This window comes from Phenylobacterium sp. (assembly GCF_013911965.1).
GTDB lineage: Bacteria > Pseudomonadota > Alphaproteobacteria > Caulobacterales > Caulobacteraceae > Phenylobacterium.
The window spans coordinates 1-16396 of sequence record NZ_JACESE010000004.1; the positions used below are offsets into that span (position 1 = coordinate 1).

The window sequence follows — 16396 nt, forward strand, 5'->3', positions numbered from 1 at the left end:
GGGGCGGGGGCGGCCGGACGGAAGGGCGAGAAGTCGTCGTCGGGCTCGAAGGCCGGCTCTTCCGCCTCGCGGCGCGCCGCAGTCGCCGGGACAGGCGGCGCAGCCGGGGCCGCCACGGGCTCCGGCGGCCGGGCGGCGGTCTCGGCCAGCCGGCGGTCGATCCGCTCGCGCGCCTCGTCGAGCAGACGCGCCGTGCGTTCCTCGCTCTGGCGGATCCGCTCGGAGAGCTCCTCGCTGGCGCGCTCCTGGCGGTGGCTGATGCGCTCGGTGACGCGGGCCACCTGGTCGCCGACGTCGTCGATGGCCTGGGCCGACCGACGTTCGGCCGCAGCGATGCGTTCGCCGAGCTTCTCGGTGATCTTGGCGATCTCGCCGCCCAGCTTCTCCAGGGCCTCGGCGTGCAGGCTGTCGGAACGCCCGAGCCTAGCCTCCATGGCCGAGGCGATCCGCGCCACCTCGCCGCCCACCGTCTGGATGGCCTGGGCGCTGGACTGCTCGGCGGCCTGCACCCGGCGGTTCAGGTTCTCGGCCATGCTGAGCACCTCGCGGCCCATGGCCTCGATAGCCTGGGCCGAACGCTGTTCGGCCGCCTTCACATGGGCGGTCATCTCGCCCAGCCGGCGCTCCATGCGGTCGAACCGGCCGTCGGCGGAGGCGTGCAGCTTCTGCGTCATCTCCAGGCGGGCGGCTTCCACCCGCTCGGACAGCTTGGTCGCCATTTCCTCCAGGCGCCGATCGATGCCGGGAGCGGAACCGCCTTCGACCTGCTCCATCCGCGAGTCGAGCGCAGCGAAGGAGTTGCGCAGGCTCTCCAGCGCCTCGGCCGTGCGGGTCTCCGCCTCGCTCAGGCGCTGCGAGACCCGGCCGACGACCTCCTCGATCAGGCCAGGCGATTCGGATCCGCCCTGGGCCTCGACGCGCTCCATGCGCGCCTCGAGCGCGGCCATGGAGTCGCGGGTGCGGGTCTCGCCGTCATAGAGATGGTTGGCGACCTTGCCGAGCGCGCCTTCCAGGGCGCGCAGCGCCTCGGCGGAGCGGGGACCGGCGGCCTCGCTCTCGATCCGCCGGATGCGCTCGATGATGCGGTTCTGCTGCCCGGCGACCTCTTCGACCGCCCCCTCGAAACGGGCGGCCACGGCGATGTGCTCGCGCTCGGCGGCCTCGATGCGGGCCAGGGCGGCGCGGACGGAGTGCTCGACCCCGGAAATGGCCAGCCCCGTGCGGCTCTCCGAGCTCTCCAGCCGCTCGCTCAGACGGTCGAGGGCCAGCGCGATGCGGCCCATCTCGTCCGCGGGATGCTCGACCGCCTCGACCCGGGCCGGCGCCCCCTCGGACCGCCGCGGGCTTTCGAAGTAGGCCGGTTCCGGACGGCGCGCGAAGTCGGCCTCGGAGACGGCGTCCTCCGGGCCCTCGTCGTCGAGGATCATCCGATTGAGCCACTCGCCCAGGGTCATTCCCGAACGCCGGGCGAGGTCCTTGGCGACCTCCCGGGCCTTCGGGTCGATACCCTTGACGCTCCATGGCGTCGCCGCCGTCATCGAATCGAATCTCCTACCCCGACTTCGACGCTAGCCACCGATCCTTGGGGTGTAAACGCGACGTTAACGCTAGATATTGCGTTCGACGCGATCAGCTGTGGATGAAGGCGGAGCCACCGCACCCCCTGGCCTCCAATGAGCGGAAGGAGGGTTAACGGATCGTTAACCCTTGAGTCGCCGTCGCCGTTTGCCGCGCCTTCGCACGTGCGGTACGGCGTCGCAGATGGACCTGACGATCACCCTCGCCGCAGGCGCCGCCCTGCTGGCCCTGACCGTGTTTTCCGGCTGGATGGGCGCGCGGCCGCCCGACCTGAAGCGCGGGCCGCGGATGGTGCCCTATCGCTTCCTCATGCTGATGGGCGCCGCCGGCCTGATCGTGATGCTGGTCCACCTGGTCAATCTGCTGGGCGTGACCACCGGCCGTCCGGGCTACTGAACCTCGGCCTGCGCCTCGACCCGCTTGGGCCGCTTGGCGAGGCCCGCCATGCCGCCCGAGGAGAGCAGGCCCACATCGGCCAGCAGCAGCGGGATCGCCCATTTGTGCGGGGCCGCCAGGTAGCGCGGCTGCCAGACGGGATCGTACTTGTCCTTGTACTTCCGCACGCCCTGGAAGTTGTAGATCTCCTCGCCACGCTCGAAGAGCAGGCGGCCGACGCGGGACATGATCGGCGCCAGCGGCCGGTGCTCCAGGCCCGCCAGGGGGGCCATGCCGAACTCGAAGGCCTGATAGCCCTGCTCGCGTCCCCAGGCGATCAGCTCGATGAACAGATAGTCCATGATGTTCTTGGGCGCGGCGTTGGAATAGCGCATCAGGTCCATGGAGAAGGTGGTGCGCGCGCTGGTCGTCCACAGCGTCGCGAAGGCCACGATGCGGCCGTCCTGGCGGACCACGGCCACCGGGAACTCCGCCACATAGGCGCGGGTGAAGCCGCCCATGGTGAACCCCTTCTCCCCGCCGGCATGGTGGGAGAGCCACTGGTCGGAAATGGCCTGCAGTTCGTCGAGCACCGCCGGCACGCCGGCCGGCGGCAGCACCTCGAAGGTGGCCCCCTCCTCGCCCGCCTTGCGCCAGGCCCGGCGCAGATTGCCCCGCTTGCGCCCCTCCACCGAGAAGGTCTCCAGGGGCACCGCGGCGGATTCGCCGATCTTCTGGATTGAGAATCCCAGCTCCACCACATCGGGAAGGTCGTCGGCGCCGATGCCGTAGATGCCGGGCCGCGCGGCATGGGAATCGGCCATCTCGCGGAAGCGCCAGAGGAGCTCCATCCGCTCGTCCCGCCGCCCAACCGGCGCGCCCAGCGCGATCCAGGAACGGTCGCGCACCCCGAACATCAGGAAGCTCTCGCCCGACTGCGAGAAGATGAAGCGCTTGTCCCCCAGCAGGGCGAGGTTGGAGGCCGGCTCCGCCGACTGGGCGTTGGCCAGGACGGCGCGGACCTTCTGGAAGTCCTCGTCGCCCGGGCTGACCACCTGGGGCTTGGCCGCCGAGGCGAAGAGCCGCCAGAGGCCGAAGACCAGCAGCAGGATGGCCGCCCCCGCCCAGGCGCGGATGGCGCGGGCGGCGTCGTCCTCGACCATCACCCGGATCCAGCTCCGGTTGCCGTAGTCGGCGTTCTCGAAGGACCACAGGCCGAGCAGGCCGGCGCCGAGCACCAGCGCCGTGGCCGAGAGCAGCCAGCCGGGCGTGATCTCCATGCGCGTCAGCCGCGCCTGGCGAACGAAGGCGGCCCGGAAGGGGGCGAGGGCCACCATCAGCGCCGCCAGCCAGGCCGTCTCCTCCCACACGATGCCCTTGAGCAGGGTCAGCGGCAGGGCCACCGCCAGCACGACCATGGTCGCCGTCCAGGCGGCGTCCAGCCGGGCCCGCAGGCCGAAGGCCAGCAGGATCAGCACCAGGCCGAGAACGCTGGACAGGAAGTGGCTGAGCTCGATCAGGATGACCGGCGTGACTTCCAGCAGGGCCAGGAAGCGCGTCGGCACCGACGGCGTGGCCGCCGAGACGACCAGCATGACGCCCGCCGCGAGGGTCAGGACGGCTGCGGTCAGCGGGGCTACGGCCATGGCGGCGGGCCGCAGTTCGCGCAAGAGCTTCATCAGATCGAGCGTCCCGGTCGCATGCTTGCGCCCATATAGACCGGATTCGTCGGCCGGGCCGAAAACCCTCTGTCAAACAAGTGTTCGCACGCGTCTTGCCCTCGCCTCGCCCGGCGCTAATGTGGCGCGCAAAATCCAGGCTCATTGGAGAGGGAGACGGCCATGGCCGATTTCGGCAGCGGAGAACTCGACGCCTTCCGGTCAGAGGTCCGCACCTGGCTCGAGGCGAACTATCCGGCGGAGCTGCGCGGCGCCGACGCCAAGGTCCATCCCGAGGCCATGTGGGGCGGCCGCGCCTTCGAAGGCTCGAACGATCCGCAGATCGTCTGGATGCGCCGCATGGCCGAGAAGGGCTGGACCGCCCCGACCTGGCCCAAGGCGTACGGCGGCGGCGGGCTGTCGCCGGCCCAGGCCCGAATTCTGGATCAGGAGCTGGCCGCCGGCCGCTATCGCACGCCGCTGGCCTCGTTCGGCGTCTGGATGCTGGGCCCGGTCCTTCTGGAGTACGGGGACGAGGCCCAGAAGCAGGAGCACCTCCCCAAGATCATCAACGGGCAGATCCGCTGGTGCCAGGGCTATTCCGAGCCGGGCGCCGGCTCCGACCTCGCCTCGCTGCAGACCCGCTGCGAGGACAAGGGCGACCACTGGCTGATCAACGGCCAGAAGATCTGGACCTCCTACGCCGACAAGGCCGACTGGTGCTTCTGCCTGGTGCGCACCGACACCAGCAAGAAGCATGAGGGCGTCTCCTTCGTGCTCATCGACATGCGCACGCCGGGCGTCGAGACGCGGCCCATCCAGCTGATCTCCGGCGAGAGCCCGTTCTGCGAGACCTTCTTCACCGACGTGAAGATCCCCAAGGAGAACCTGGTCGGCAAGGTCAATGGCGGCTGGGAGATCGCCAAGCGGCTGCTGCAGTACGAGCGCCAGAACATCTCCGGCGGCTTCGGCGGCGGCGGGGGCGCCGGCGGCGCGGCGGGCGACCTCGGCCAGCTGGCCAAGACCTATGTGGGCGCCGATGCGAGCGGCGCGCTCGCCGATCCGGACCTGCGCCAGCGCATCACGCTGAACAAGATGAACATGCAGTGCCTGGGCCTGACCATCGCCCGCTCGGCGGCGGAGTCCAAGGCCGGCAACGGGCCGAGCGCGGCCGTCTCCATCATCAAGTATGCGGCGGCCACCTTCGCCCAGGAGCGTTCCGAGCTCATGGTGGAGGCTCTGGGCCATCAGGGCCTGGGCTGGGAAGGCGAGGCCTACAAGGGCGGCGAGCTGCTGGCCGTCCGCGGCTGGCTGCGCTCCAAGGGCAATTCCATCGAGGGCGGCACCAGCGAGGTGAACCTCAACGTCATCTCCAAGCGCGTGCTGGGGCTTCCGGACCCGAAATAGCTGTTTTCAGACCTTCGCCGCCGGCCGCATTTTCGACCGGCGGTGACACAAGACCATTTTCAAAGGGCGGATTTCACATGGCCGATTTCGGCGGCGACCTGGAGACCTTCCGCAGCGAGGCCAAGGCCTGGCTCGAAGAGAACTTCCCCAAGAGCCTGGCGGGCGACGCCGCCGCACAGAGCGCGGCCATGGGCGGCGGCGAGGAAAGCCCCGACGCCCGGCTGTGGCGCGAACGTATGGGCGCCAAGGGCTGGGGCGTCCCCACCTGGCCGGCCGAGTACGGCGGCGGCGGCCTGTCGCGCCAGGAGGCCCGCGTCCTCGCCGAGGAGATGGCCAGGATCGGCGCCCGCAACCCCATCGGCGGCATGGGCGTGATGATGTTCGGCCCGACCCTGCTGGAGTACGGGACCGAGGCGCTGAAGCGCCAGCACATGCCCGGCATCGTCACGGGCTCGGTCCGCTGGTGCCAGGGCTATTCCGAGCCGGGCTCGGGCTCCGACCTCGCCTCCCTGCAGACCCGCGCCGAGGACAAGGGCGACCACTGGCTGGTCAACGGCCAGAAGATCTGGACGTCCGGCGCCAACCTCGCCGACTGGTGCTTCTGCCTGGTGCGCACCGACACCACGAAGAAGCACGAGGGCATCTCCTTCCTGCTCATCGACATGAGGACGCCGGGCGTCGAGGTCCGGCCGATCCGCCTGATCAACGGCGGCTCCCCCTTCTGCGAGACCTTCTTCACCGACGTGAAGGTGCCCAAGGACCAGCTGTTCGGGCCCCTGAACGGCGGCTGGACGGTGGCCAAGCGCCTGCTGCAGTTCGAGCGCGACAACATCTCGGCGGGCCTGGGCGGCGGCAATATCGGCGCCCCCGCCGCCGTGATGAGCGTGCAGGATGCGGCCAAGCAGTATGTCGGCGTGGACGAGACGGGCCGCATCGCCGATCGCGACCTGCGCCGCCGCATTATCGAGCACCGGATGGAGGCCCAGGCCTTCCAGCTGACCGTGCGCCGCGCCGCCGACGAGGCCAAGTCCAACGCCGGCCCCTCGGCCGCCACCTCCATCATGAAGTACGCCGGGGCCAAGATCGCCCAGGACCGCAACGAACTGATGGTCGAGGCGATGGGCCATCAGGGCCTGGGTTGGGAGGGCGAAGGCTTCTCCGACCCCGAGCTGGCGCTGGTGCGGGCCTGGCTGCGCTCCAAGGGCAACTCCATCGAGGGCGGTACTTCGGAGATCAACCTGAACGTCGTCTCCAAGCGCGTCCTGGGCCTGCCGGACCCGAAGTAAGGGTGACTCCCCGGCGCCGCCACTCCATGCTATACTGAAGACTAACATAATGAATTTTAGGGAGAATATTCATGGCTGACTTTGGCGGCGCCGATTTGGACGCCTTCCGCGCCCAGGCGCGCGAGTGGCTCGAAGCGAATTTCCCCAAGTCCCTGGCCGGCAATGAAGAGGCTCAGGCGCAGGCCATGGCCGGCGGCGTGAAGATCGAGGGCGATCTGGCGCTCTGGCGCGACCGCATGGGCGAGAAGGGCTGGGGCGTCCCGACCTGGCCGGCCCAGTATGGCGGCGGCGGCCTGTCGCGCGAGGAAGCGCGCGTGCTGCAGCAGGAAATGGCCAGGATCGGCGCCTGGAACCCGATCGGCGGCATGGGCGTGGGCATGTTCGGCCCCACCCTGCTGGAATACGGCACCGAAGAGCAGAAGAAGAAGTACATCCCCGACATCGCCACCGCCAAGGTGCGCTGGTGCCAGGGCTTTTCGGAGCCGGGCGCGGGCTCGGACCTCGCCTCCCTGCAGACCAAGGCCGAGGACAAGGGCGACCACTGGCTGGTCAACGGCCAGAAGATCTGGACCTCCGGCGGCCAGTGGGCCGACATGATCTTCTGCCTGGTGCGCACGGACCAGACCAAGAAGCACGAGGGCATCTCCTTCGTGGTCTTCTCGATGCATCAGCCCGGCGTCGAGGTCCGCCCGATCCGGCTGATCGCCGGCTCCTCGCCCTTCTGCGAGACCTTCTTCACCGACGTGAAGGTGCCCAAGGAGAACCTGATCGGCCCGCTGAACGGCGGCTGGACCGTCGCCAAGCGCCTGCTGCAGCACGAGCGCAGCGGCATGGGCGGCCGGGCCGGCGAAGGCGGCGGCAAGCGCGACGCCCTCGGCGTGATCGCCAAGAAATATGTCGGCGAGGACGAGCAGGGCCGCCTGGCCGATCTCGACCTGCGCACGCGCATCATCCAGAACGACATGGACCTGAAGGCCCTGCAGCAGACCGTCCGCCGGGCGGCGCTGGAGGCCAAGGGCAATGCCGGCCCCTCGGCCACCACCTCCATCATGAAGAACGCCAACATGAAAGTGGCGCAGGAGCGGGCTGAACTGACGCTGGAGTTCATGGGCCATCAGGGCCTGGGCTGGGAAGGCGAAGCCTTCACCGCCGAGGAACTGGCCGCCGTTCGCGGCTGGCTCGCGGGCAAGGCGGGCTCGATCTACGGCGGGTCCAACGAGGTGCAGAACAACATCATTTCCAAGCGCATCCTCGGCCTGCCGGAGGCGACGCAGTCGAAGTGATTAGAAACATCTGATTTTCAAGGAGAAATTTTATGGCTGACTTTGGCGGCTCGGATCTGGACGCCTTCCGTACGGAAGTGCGCGACTGGATCGAAGCCAACTTCCCCAAGTCCCTGAAGGGCAAGGGCGGCATGATGATGCGCGAAGAGCGCACCGAGCCGACTCCGGACATGACCGCCTGGCGCAAGGCCATGGGCGAGAAGGGCTGGGGCACGCCGACCTGGCCGAAGCAGTATGGCGGCGGCGGTCTGACGCCGGCCCATGCCCGCGTCATCCAGCAGGAGCTGGGCCGCGCCGGCGCCTACAACCCCATCGGCGGCATGGGCGTGATGATGTTCGGCCCGACGCTGCTGGAGTACGGCACCGAGGCCCAGAAGCAGCAGCACATCCCGCCGATCGTGAAGGGCGAGCTGCAATGGTGCCAGGGCTTCTCCGAGCCGGGCGCCGGTTCCGACCTCGCCTCGCTGCAGACCCGCGCCGAGGACAAGGGCGACCACTACATCGTCAACGGCCAGAAGATCTGGACCTCCGGCGCCCAGTACGCCGACTGGTGCTTCTGCCTGGTGCGGACCGACACCACGAAGAAGCATGAAGGCATCTCCTTCGTGCTGTTCCCGATGACCACGCCCGGCGTGGAAGTCCGCCCGATCCCGCTGATCGCCGGCAACTCGCCCTTCTGCGAGACCTTCCTGACCGACGTCCGCGTCGAGAAGGATCAGGTGGTCGGCCCCGTGAACGGCGGCTGGACGGTGGCCAAGCGCCTCCTGCAGCACGAACGTTCGGGCCTGTCGGGCGCCGGCGGCGGCGGCGGCGGTCGTTCGCTGGTCAAGCTGGCCAAGGAGTATGTGGGCGTGGACGAAGCCGGCCGCCTGGCCGACAGCGACCTGCGCACCCGCGTGATCATGAACGAGATCGACGGCCGCGCCTTCCAGCTCACCGCCCTGCGGGCGATGGCGGAGTCCAAGGCCAATTCCGGGCCTTCGGCGGCGACCTCGATCATGAAGAACGCCGGCACCCGCTGGATGCAGGACCGCGCCGAACTGACCATCGAGCTGATGGGCCATCAGGGCCTGGGCTGGGAAGGCGACGACTTCACCGCTGAAGAACTGGCCGCCGTGCGCGGCTGGCTGGGCGGCAAGGCGACGACCATCTACGGCGGCTCGCAGGAGGTGCAGAACAACATCATCTCCAAGCGGATCCTCGGCCTGCCCGATCCGAAATAAGCCATCATCGAATTTTTATAGGGAATAGAAGAACATGGCCGTTCTCAACGAAGAACAGACGATGCTTCGCGACGCCGCGAAGAGCTGGGTGCAGGAAAAGTCGCCGGTCACCGCCTTCCGCAAGATGCGCGATAGCGGCGTGGAGCTGGGCTACGACGCCGCCGCCTGGAACGAAATGGCCGAGATGGGCTGGGCCGGCGTGATCATCCCCGAGGAATACGGCGGATCGAACTTCGGCTACCTCTCCATGGGCCTGATCCTGGAGGAAACCGGCCGCACCCTGACCGCCTCGCCCCTGCTGGCGTCCGGCCTGGCCGCGGCCTCGGCGCTCGTGCTCGGCGGCTCCGAGGAGCAGAAGTCGGAGTGGCTGCCGAAGATCGCCGGCGGCGAGATCGTCGGGACCCTGGCGGTGGACGAAGGCGCGCACCACGCGCCGGAGAAGGTCGCGCTCAAGGCTGAAAAGTCCGGCGCGGGCTACAAGCTGACGGGCGCGAAGTCCTTCGTGCTGGAAGGCCTGGCGGCCAACCTGCTGATCGTCTCGGCCCGCACCTCGGGCAAGCCGGGCGACACCGATGGCATCACCCTCTTCCTGGTCCCGGCTGACGCGGCGGGCGTGACGCGCAAGCGTCTGCACCTGGCCGACAGCCGCGGCGCGGCGAACATCGAGTTCGCCGGCGTGGAAGTGGGCGCCGACGCCGTCCTCGGCGAAGTCGACAAGGGCTGGCCGCTGCTGGAGAAGACCCTGGACCGCGCCCGCGCCGGCCTGGCCGCCGAAATGCTCGGCTCGGCCCTGCAGGCGTTCGAAACCACACTGGACTACCTCAAGGTCCGCGTGCAGTTCGGTCAGGTGATCGGCTCCTTCCAGGCGCTGCAGCACCGCGCGGCCAAGATGTTCACCGATCTGGAGCTGGCCCGCTCGGCCGTCGAGGCCGCCCTGCAGGCCATCGACGCCGACACCCCGGACGTCCCGGAACTGGTCAGCCTGGCCAAGGCCAAGATGGGCGACGTCTTCCACCTCGTCTCCAACGAGATGGTCCAGATGCACGGCGGCATCGGCATGACCGACGCCCACGATGCGGGCTTCTACCTGAAGCGCGCCCGTGCGGCCGAGGCGGCCTATGGCAGCCAGTCCTACCATCGCGACCGCTACGCCCGCATCCAGGGCTACTGAGCCGCGTCCGGGCCGGAGCGCCCGGAAGGCTGAAGATCAGACCCCCGGCCTCGCGGCCGGGGGTTTTTTCTTGGGCTCAGTCCGCCCCTTCGGCGGACAGCCTGTCGAGATGCATGCGGATATGGGCCGCCTCCGCCGGCGTATGGGCGAGCGCGATGGCGCGGTCGAACGCCTCGCGCGCCTCGGCCTTGCGGTCCAGCTGCAGCAGCAGCCAGCCGCGGACGCCCTGGAAGTGGAAATAGGCCGACAGCCGGTCGGCGAGCGGCTCGACCAGGTCCAGGGCCACGGCCGGCCCTTCGGTCTTGGAGACGGCCACGGCCCGGTTCAGCGTGACCACCGGCGACGGCATGTGCCTTTCAAGGGCCTGGTAGAGCCCGGCGATCTCGCGCCAGTCGGTGTCCTCCGGCCGCGGCGCGCGCGCGTGCAGGGCGGCGATGGCGGCCTGGATCTGATAGGGCCCCGGTCGGCGATGGCGCATGGCCTTGTCGATCAGGGCCAGCCCCTCGGCGATCATCTTGCCGTTCCAGAGCGTGCGGTCCTGGTCCTCCAGCAGGACCACCGCCCCCTCCTCGTCGAACCGCGCGCCGGCGCGGGCGTGCTGCAGCAGCATGAGGGCGGCCAGCCCCATGATCTCCGGCTCGGCCGGAAAGAGCCGCAGCAGCAGGCGCGCCAGACGGATCGCCTCGTCGCAGAGGCCGGCGCGGACCGGCGCCTCGCCGCCGCTGGCCGAGTAGCCCTCGTTGAAGAGCAGGTAGATCATCGCCGCCACGCTGGCGAGGCGCTCGGCCCTTTCCACCGCGCCGGGCGCGCCGAACGGCACGTCGGCCTTCGCGACCTTGGCCTTGGCGCGGGTGATGCGCTGCTCCATGGCGCTCTCGCCGACCAGGAAGGCGCGGGCGATCTCCCTCACGCTCAGGCCACAGACGATCCGCAGGGCGAGCGCGATCTGCTGGGTGTCGGGCAGGTCGGGATGACAGCAGATGAAGAGCAGCCGCAGGACGTCGTCGCGGTAGTCGCCGCCGTCCAGGCGTTCGGCGAGATCGGCCTCGGCGTCCCCGAGGTCGGAGAGCGCGACCTCGTCGGGCAGCTCCACCTCGCGCGCCCGACGGCGCACGGTGTCGACCGCGGCGTTGCGGCCGACGAAGACCAGCCAGGCGGTCGGGTCGCGCGGGGGCCCGTTCTTCGGCCAGGCCTTGAGCGCCCGCAGGCAGGCCTCCTGAAAGGCCTCCTCGGCGAAGTCCAGGTCGCGGAAGTACCGCAGCAGGGCGGCCATGGCCTGGGGCCGCGCCGCGCCGAGCGCCGCGTCGATCCAGGCCAGGTCGCTCACGGCGTCAGCACGCCCTGGCGGAAGAGACCGACGGGCCGCAGTTCGTAGGCGCCGCCGGGATTGGCCGCCGCCAGTTCCTGGGCCGCCTCCAACGCCTCCTCGAGGTTCTGACAGTCCAGGATGTAGAAGCCCAGCAGCTGCTCCTTGGTCTCGGCGAAGGGGCCGTCGAGGATCAGGGGCGGATCGGAATCCTTGCGCAGCGTCGTGGCGGCGGAGGTGGGCAGAAGCCGCGCCACGGGCCCCAGCCGGCCTTCCGCGGCGAGCTTCTCCTGGACCGCCTCCAGCTTCTCCATGACCGCGTCGTCCTCGGCCTTGGACCAGCCGCCGACGACGGCTTCGGAGTGGTAGCAGAGCACGGCGTACAGCATGGGCGTCTTTCCCTTTCGGTCGGAGGACGCGCCAGTATGCCTCCAGCCGACACGCCGATCTGCAGAAAGTGGCGATTTCCCCAGCCAGGACCATCGGCCGCTATCCAACCTGCCGGATATTCGCTATCGGGGCCGCCTGCATCGGAGGGCGGCGTGGACCAGAATTCCCTTCTCAGCGTCATCGTGCTGGGGATCATCGAGGGCCTGACCGAGTTCCTGCCGGTCTCCTCCACAGGCCACCTGATCCTGGCCAGCGAGATCCTGGGCTTCAAGGGACCGGCGGAGTCCACCTTCAAGATCGTCGTCCAGCTGGGCGCGATCCTGGCGGTCCTGGTCGTCTATTTCCAACGCTTCTGGAACGCCGGCCTCGGGGCGCTGCAGGGACGCAGGCGCGACATCGCCTTCGCCCGCAACATCCTGCTCGCGGTCGTGCCGGCCATGGTCATCGGCGTCTTCGCCTATGACGGCATCAAGGCCCTGCTGGAATCGCCCATGGTCGTGGCCGTGGCCCTGATCGTCGGCGGGATCGCCATCCTGATCATCGAGCGCCTGGCGCCGCCGGCGAGGATCATGGAGATCGAAAGCCTGTCCTGGCTGAACGCCCTGACCATCGGGCTGGTGCAGTGCCTGGCCATGGTGCCCGGCGTCTCCCGGTCCGGCGCGACGATCATGGGATCCCTGCTGATGGGCGTGGAGCGCAAGACGGCGGCGGAGTTCACCTTCTTCCTGGCCGCGCCGACCATGGTGGCGGCCACCGCCTACGATCTCTACAAGTCCTGGGATCAGCTGAACTTCGACGACTTCACGGCGATCGCCATCGGCTTCGTGGTGGCCTTCCTGACGGCCCTGCTGGTGGTCAAGAGCCTGGTCGCCGTGGTCGGCCGCTACGGCTTCGCGCCGTTCGCCTGGTACCGGATCGTGCTCGGCTCCGTCGCCGCCGTCCTGCTGCTGGCGACCTGATTTCGTTCAGGAACCGGCTTGGCCATTCGCCGGTTTTATTGGCGGGCATCCGGAAGGACATCGCCATGAGCGCAATCGCGAACGACACGGCCGCCGTCGAACGGCGGCTGTGGAACGAGATCGAAAACCATCAGATCGGCATGCTGGGCGTGGTCGGCGGCGCCCCGCACCATCTGCAGCCGATGACCGCCTTCGCCGAACCCGACGCCAGCCGCCTGTGGTTCTTCACCCGCGACGACACCGATCTCGTGCGTGAAATCGGCGATGGACACTCCGCCATGTTCGTCTTTCAGCAGCGCGACTTCCGGGCCTGCGTGGCCGGCCGGCTGACGGTCCGGCACGACCGTGCGCGGATGGACAAGTACTGGAACGCCGTGGTGGCGGCCTGGTACCCGGACGGCAAGGACGACCCTCATCTGACCCTGCTCTGCATGGAATGCGCCGACGCGCAGGTCTGGGTCTCCGAAGCTGGCCCCATACGTTTCGCCTGGGAGATCGCCAAGGCCAACGCCACCGGCCATCAGCCCGATCTCGGCGGCCGCACCGAGGTGCGCTTCCACTGACTTGAGCCACTGGCCGGCGAGCGGCCCCGCACCTGCGGGGCCGTTCGTCTTTGCGGGTGATCGCGCCAGGACAGGCCGCCGTGGACGCCGGTCAGGAAAAAGAATAGGCCCCCTGCGAAAGTCGGATATCCGACATTGCCCTCCCTTCCCCTGCCCGTGTCGCAGGGAAGACCTTCGAGCGCAGGTGGAAGTTCTCCTTTGTTCTTCAATATATGTGTCGAGTCCTCGACAAACTTTCAGCTAAGGCCTCGGTAACTTGAAACCTCCGCCGTAGGGCGGCGTTTTGATTCCCCGATGCAGAGGCCCATTCCCCAGTTGCAGAACAGGCTCCTTGCCGCCCTTCCCGCAGGCGAGCTGGCACGACTCTCGCCGCACCTCTCTGCGGTGGAGCTGGGCCGGGGGCGCACGATCTGCGAGCCCGGCGATCCCATTGAACAGGCCTATTTTCCGGTGACAGGCGTCATCTCGCTGATGACCCTGATGGAGAACGGCGCAGCCATCGAGTCGGCGATGATCGGACCGGAAGGGGCGTTCGGCCTGGCGGCCGCCGCCGCGCCGCGGGTCGCGCAGGGCCGCGCCGTGGTCCAGTCGCCCCTACGGGCCTATCGCATCGGGATCGGACCGCTGCACGAATTCTGGCTGACCAGCGCGACCCTGCGCCAGCTCGCGGACCGGCACGGCGAGGGGCTCTACGCCCATGCGGCCCAGTCGGTGGCGTGCAACGCGCTGCACTCGGTGGAGGAGCGGTTCTGCCGGTGGCTGCTGTCCTGCCACGACCGCATCGATGGCGACACCCTGGCCCTCACCCAGGAATTCCTGGCCGACATGCTCGGCGTGCAGCGGACCACCGTCACGGCCGTCGCCCGGTCGCTGCAGGAAAAGGGGGCGATCCGCTATCGCCGCGGCCAGGTCGACATCATCGACCGCAGCGTTCTCGAGGCCGGCGCCTGCGAATGCTACGGCGTGGTGCGCCGCGCCTATGACCGGCTGATCCCGCCAAGCTCCCAGGAGGTCAGAGCGGAAACCGCAGCTCAGCTCTGACGCCGCCGCCCGGCGCCGCAGCCATGGTCAGCTTTCCGCGCACCTGAGCCGCCAGGCTTCGGGCGAGCCAGAGGCCGAAGCCCTCCCGCAGCGCGGCGCCCGGCAGGCCTGGTCCGTTGTCGCTCACCGTAAGGACGATGTCGGTCTCGCCATCGCGATCCAGGCTGATGCGCAATACGGGCGGCGGGTCGTCGCGCAGGCCGTGCGTCAGGGCGTTGGCGATCAGCTCGCCGGTGACCAGCGCCAGGGTCGAGGCGGCCTGGTCCCGGACCTTCAAAGAGCCGGCTTCCACCCGCACTTCGATCTCCTGACCCGCCCGACGCCGCCGCCAGACCGGCGCCATGTCGTTCAGATAGGCTCCGAAGTCGACGCCGTCGGCCGCACGCTGGCGCTCGAGCGCCCCCAGGGCGCCGATGGCCTCGGCCATCCAGACCATCTGGCGGCGCGCCTCTGCGTCGGTCGACCGCTGGCCGCGCATCCGCGCAAGCGTCGCCAGCAGCTGCAACGTGTTGGCGGTGCGATGCCGCACCTCCGAGGCCGACTCCGCAGCCGGCCCGTCCTGTTCCGCCATCCTTGAAGCCCCCTGACGCCTCCCACTAAACATGCGTCGGGCGGGAGGGTTTGTCGCCTGGACGACTTATCGCAGGTTAAGCCGCACCTGCGTCGCTCACGCCTGCGGCGAAAGGATCAGTATCGCAGGCGCGGCAGGCCCGCGAGAGCCGTCAGGGCCTCGACATCCAGCGCCGCCTCCAGGGCCTGCGCGATCTCGTTGAGCGCCGTGTCCACGGCCGCGGAATGCGCTGTCGGCCGGACGCCGGCGACGCCTGCGCCGATCAGGGCGGCGCGCGCGGCGGGCATGTCGAACAGGCCGTGCAGATAGGAGCCGGCGATGCGGCCGTCGGCGGTGACGGCGCCGTCGGGCGCGCCGCTCTCCAGCCAGGCGAAGGGCCGCGCCATGTCCGGCCCCGTGGTGCGGCCGACATGCATCTCGTAGCCCCGCACCGGCGCGCCCCCCGCCAGCCGCCCGTCCGCCAGCGCCAGCCGCTTCTCGCCCGTCAGCACGGTTTCGACGTCCAGCAGTCCAAGACCCGGCGCCTCCCCGGCCGGCCCCTCGACGCCGTCGGGATCCATCACCCTGCGCCCCAGCATCTGAAACCCGGCGCAGACGCCCAGAACGCGCCCGCCGCGCCGCACGTGGGCCAGGAGGTCGATGTCCCAGCCCTGCCGCCGCAGGAAGGCGAGATCGGCGAGCGTCGCCTTGCTGCCCGGCAGGATGACCAGGTCGGCGTCGCCCGGCAGGGGCCGGCCCGGCGGCACGAAGGCGAAGTCGACCTCCGGCTCCGCGCGCAGGGGATCGAAGTCGTCGAAGTTGGCGATCCGCGACAGCATCGGCACCACGATGCGGACGCGGCGGCGCGGGCCTTCGGCTTCGCGCTCCAGCACCACGGCGTCCTCCGCCGGCAGGCGCCGCGCGGCCGAAAGCCAGGGGACGAGGCCGAAATCGCGCCAGCCGGTGCGCCGCACGATCTCGGTCCGGCCGTCGTCGAACAGGCTGGCGTCGCCGCGGAACTTGTTGATCAGGAAACCGCCGATCATGGCGCGGTCTTCGGGGTCCAGCACAGCGTGCGCCCCGACCAGGGCGGCGATGACGTGGCCCCTGTCGATGTCGCCGGCCAGAACCACGGGCACGCCGGCGGCGCGCGCAAAGCCCATATTGGCGATGTCGCCGGCGCGGAGGTTGATCTCGGCCGGACTGCCGGCGCCTTCGACGACCACCAGGTCGGCCTGTCTCCTGAGGCGTTCGAAGCTCTCCAGCACGGTCGGCAGCAGCGCCGCCTTGCGCCCCTGATAGTCCCGCGCGGCCCAGGCGCCGGCCATCCGCCCCTGCACGACGAGCTGGGCGCCGACATCGCTCTGCGGTTTCAGAAGCACCGGGTTCATATCGGTCGTCGGCGGGGTGCGGCAGGCCAGCGCCTGCAGGGCCTGGGCGCGGCCGATCTCGCCGCCGTCGGCGGTGACGGCGGCGTTGTTGGACATGTTCTGCGGCTTGAACGGCCGGACCGCGAGGCCGCGGTTGGCGAACAGGCGGCAGAGGCCGGCGACCAGCACGGACTTGCCCACGTCGGAGCCGCAGCCCTGAATCATCAGGGCGCCGG

General features: G+C 69.5%; 14 protein-coding genes and 1 pseudogene. 9 read left to right on the plus strand and 6 right to left on the minus strand.

Annotation, left to right across the window (positions count from 1 at the left end; all coding sequences use genetic code 11):
• Positions 1 to 1538: pseudogene (locus H2041_RS04910) on the minus strand (Localization factor PodJS); the annotation flags it as partial.
• Positions 1539 to 1761: 223 nt separating this feature from the next.
• On the opposite strand from H2041_RS04910, the gene H2041_RS04915 reads away from it, so the two are divergent.
• The gene (locus H2041_RS04915; RefSeq protein ID WP_293410092.1) at positions 1762 to 1974 is read left to right on the plus strand and encodes a hypothetical protein; all 213 of its coding nucleotides are present in this window, start codon (positions 1762 to 1764) and stop codon (positions 1972 to 1974) included.
• Here H2041_RS04915 and H2041_RS04920 read toward each other — a convergent pair.
• Positions 1968 to 3632 (minus strand): GNAT family N-acetyltransferase, encoded by a 1665-nt coding sequence (locus tag H2041_RS04920; RefSeq protein ID WP_293410094.1) that lies wholly within the window; start codon positions 3630 to 3632, stop codon positions 1968 to 1970. The two genes, H2041_RS04915 and H2041_RS04920, sit on opposite strands and share 7 nt — an antisense overlap.
• Before the next feature lie 162 nt (positions 3633 to 3794).
• Here H2041_RS04920 and H2041_RS04925 point away from each other — a divergent pair, with 162 nt between their 5' ends.
• From H2041_RS04925 to H2041_RS04945, 5 genes are all read left to right on the plus strand, one after another.
• Positions 3795 to 5018: an acyl-CoA dehydrogenase family protein gene (locus H2041_RS04925; protein ID WP_293410096.1), complete on the plus strand. Its 1224-nt coding sequence runs from the start codon at positions 3795 to 3797 to the stop codon at positions 5016 to 5018.
• A gap of 77 nt (positions 5019 to 5095) precedes the next feature.
• Positions 5096 to 6304 carry an acyl-CoA dehydrogenase family protein gene (locus tag H2041_RS04930; protein WP_293410098.1) on the plus strand — a complete coding sequence of 403 codons (1209 nt, stop codon included), beginning with the start codon at positions 5096 to 5098 and terminating at the stop codon, positions 6302 to 6304.
• Positions 6305 to 6375: 71 nt separating this feature from the next.
• A complete protein-coding gene (locus H2041_RS04935; protein WP_293410100.1) occupies positions 6376 to 7587 on the plus strand; it encodes an acyl-CoA dehydrogenase family protein in 1212 nt (403 codons plus the stop codon).
• A gap of 32 nt (positions 7588 to 7619) precedes the next feature.
• Positions 7620 to 8810 carry an acyl-CoA dehydrogenase family protein gene (locus H2041_RS04940; protein ID WP_293410102.1) on the plus strand — a complete coding sequence of 397 codons (1191 nt, stop codon included), beginning with the start codon at positions 7620 to 7622 and terminating at the stop codon, positions 8808 to 8810.
• Between the two features lie 34 nt (positions 8811 to 8844).
• Positions 8845 to 9981 carry an acyl-CoA dehydrogenase family protein gene (locus H2041_RS04945; RefSeq protein WP_293410104.1) on the plus strand — a complete coding sequence of 379 codons (1137 nt, stop codon included), beginning with the start codon at positions 8845 to 8847 and terminating at the stop codon, positions 9979 to 9981.
• A gap of 76 nt (positions 9982 to 10057) precedes the next feature.
• Here H2041_RS04945 and H2041_RS04950 read toward each other — a convergent pair whose 3' ends face one another.
• Both H2041_RS04950 and H2041_RS04955 read right to left on the minus strand, forming a co-directional pair.
• Positions 10058 to 11308, minus strand: coding sequence for an RNA polymerase sigma factor (locus H2041_RS04950; protein ID WP_293410107.1), 1251 nt, complete (start codon positions 11306 to 11308; stop codon positions 10058 to 10060).
• A complete protein-coding gene (locus H2041_RS04955) occupies positions 11305 to 11676 on the minus strand; it encodes a YciI family protein (protein ID WP_293410110.1) in 372 nt (123 codons plus the stop codon). The genes H2041_RS04950 and H2041_RS04955 overlap by 4 nt, the downstream gene beginning before the upstream one ends.
• A 153-nt stretch (positions 11677 to 11829) precedes the next feature.
• Here H2041_RS04955 and H2041_RS04960 point away from each other — a divergent pair, with 153 nt between their 5' ends.
• The 3 genes from H2041_RS04960 to H2041_RS04970 all read left to right on the plus strand — a co-directional run bounded on the left by H2041_RS04960 (position 11830) and on the right by H2041_RS04970 (position 14240).
• Entirely contained in the window at positions 11830 to 12636 is an 807-nt protein-coding gene (locus H2041_RS04960; RefSeq protein ID WP_293410112.1) for an undecaprenyl-diphosphate phosphatase, read from the plus strand.
• Between the two features lie 65 nt (positions 12637 to 12701).
• Positions 12702 to 13199 carry a pyridoxamine 5'-phosphate oxidase family protein gene (locus H2041_RS04965; protein ID WP_293410114.1) on the plus strand — a complete coding sequence of 166 codons (498 nt, stop codon included), beginning with the start codon at positions 12702 to 12704 and terminating at the stop codon, positions 13197 to 13199.
• A 294-nt stretch (positions 13200 to 13493) separates the two neighbouring features.
• The gene (locus H2041_RS04970; protein WP_293410116.1) at positions 13494 to 14240 is read left to right on the plus strand and encodes a Crp/Fnr family transcriptional regulator; all 747 of its coding nucleotides are present in this window, start codon (positions 13494 to 13496) and stop codon (positions 14238 to 14240) included.
• On the opposite strand, the gene H2041_RS04975 is transcribed toward H2041_RS04970, so the two are convergent.
• The gene (locus tag H2041_RS04975; protein WP_293410119.1) at positions 14212 to 14811 is read right to left on the minus strand and encodes a sensor histidine kinase; all 600 of its coding nucleotides are present in this window, start codon (positions 14809 to 14811) and stop codon (positions 14212 to 14214) included. The two genes, H2041_RS04970 and H2041_RS04975, sit on opposite strands and share 29 nt — an antisense overlap.
• Before the next feature lie 116 nt (positions 14812 to 14927).
• On the minus strand, positions 14928 to 16385 hold the full coding sequence (locus tag H2041_RS04980) for a cobyric acid synthase (RefSeq protein ID WP_293410698.1): 1458 nt from the start codon (positions 16383 to 16385) through the stop codon (positions 14928 to 14930).
• Positions 16386 to 16396 lie beyond the last annotated feature (11 nt).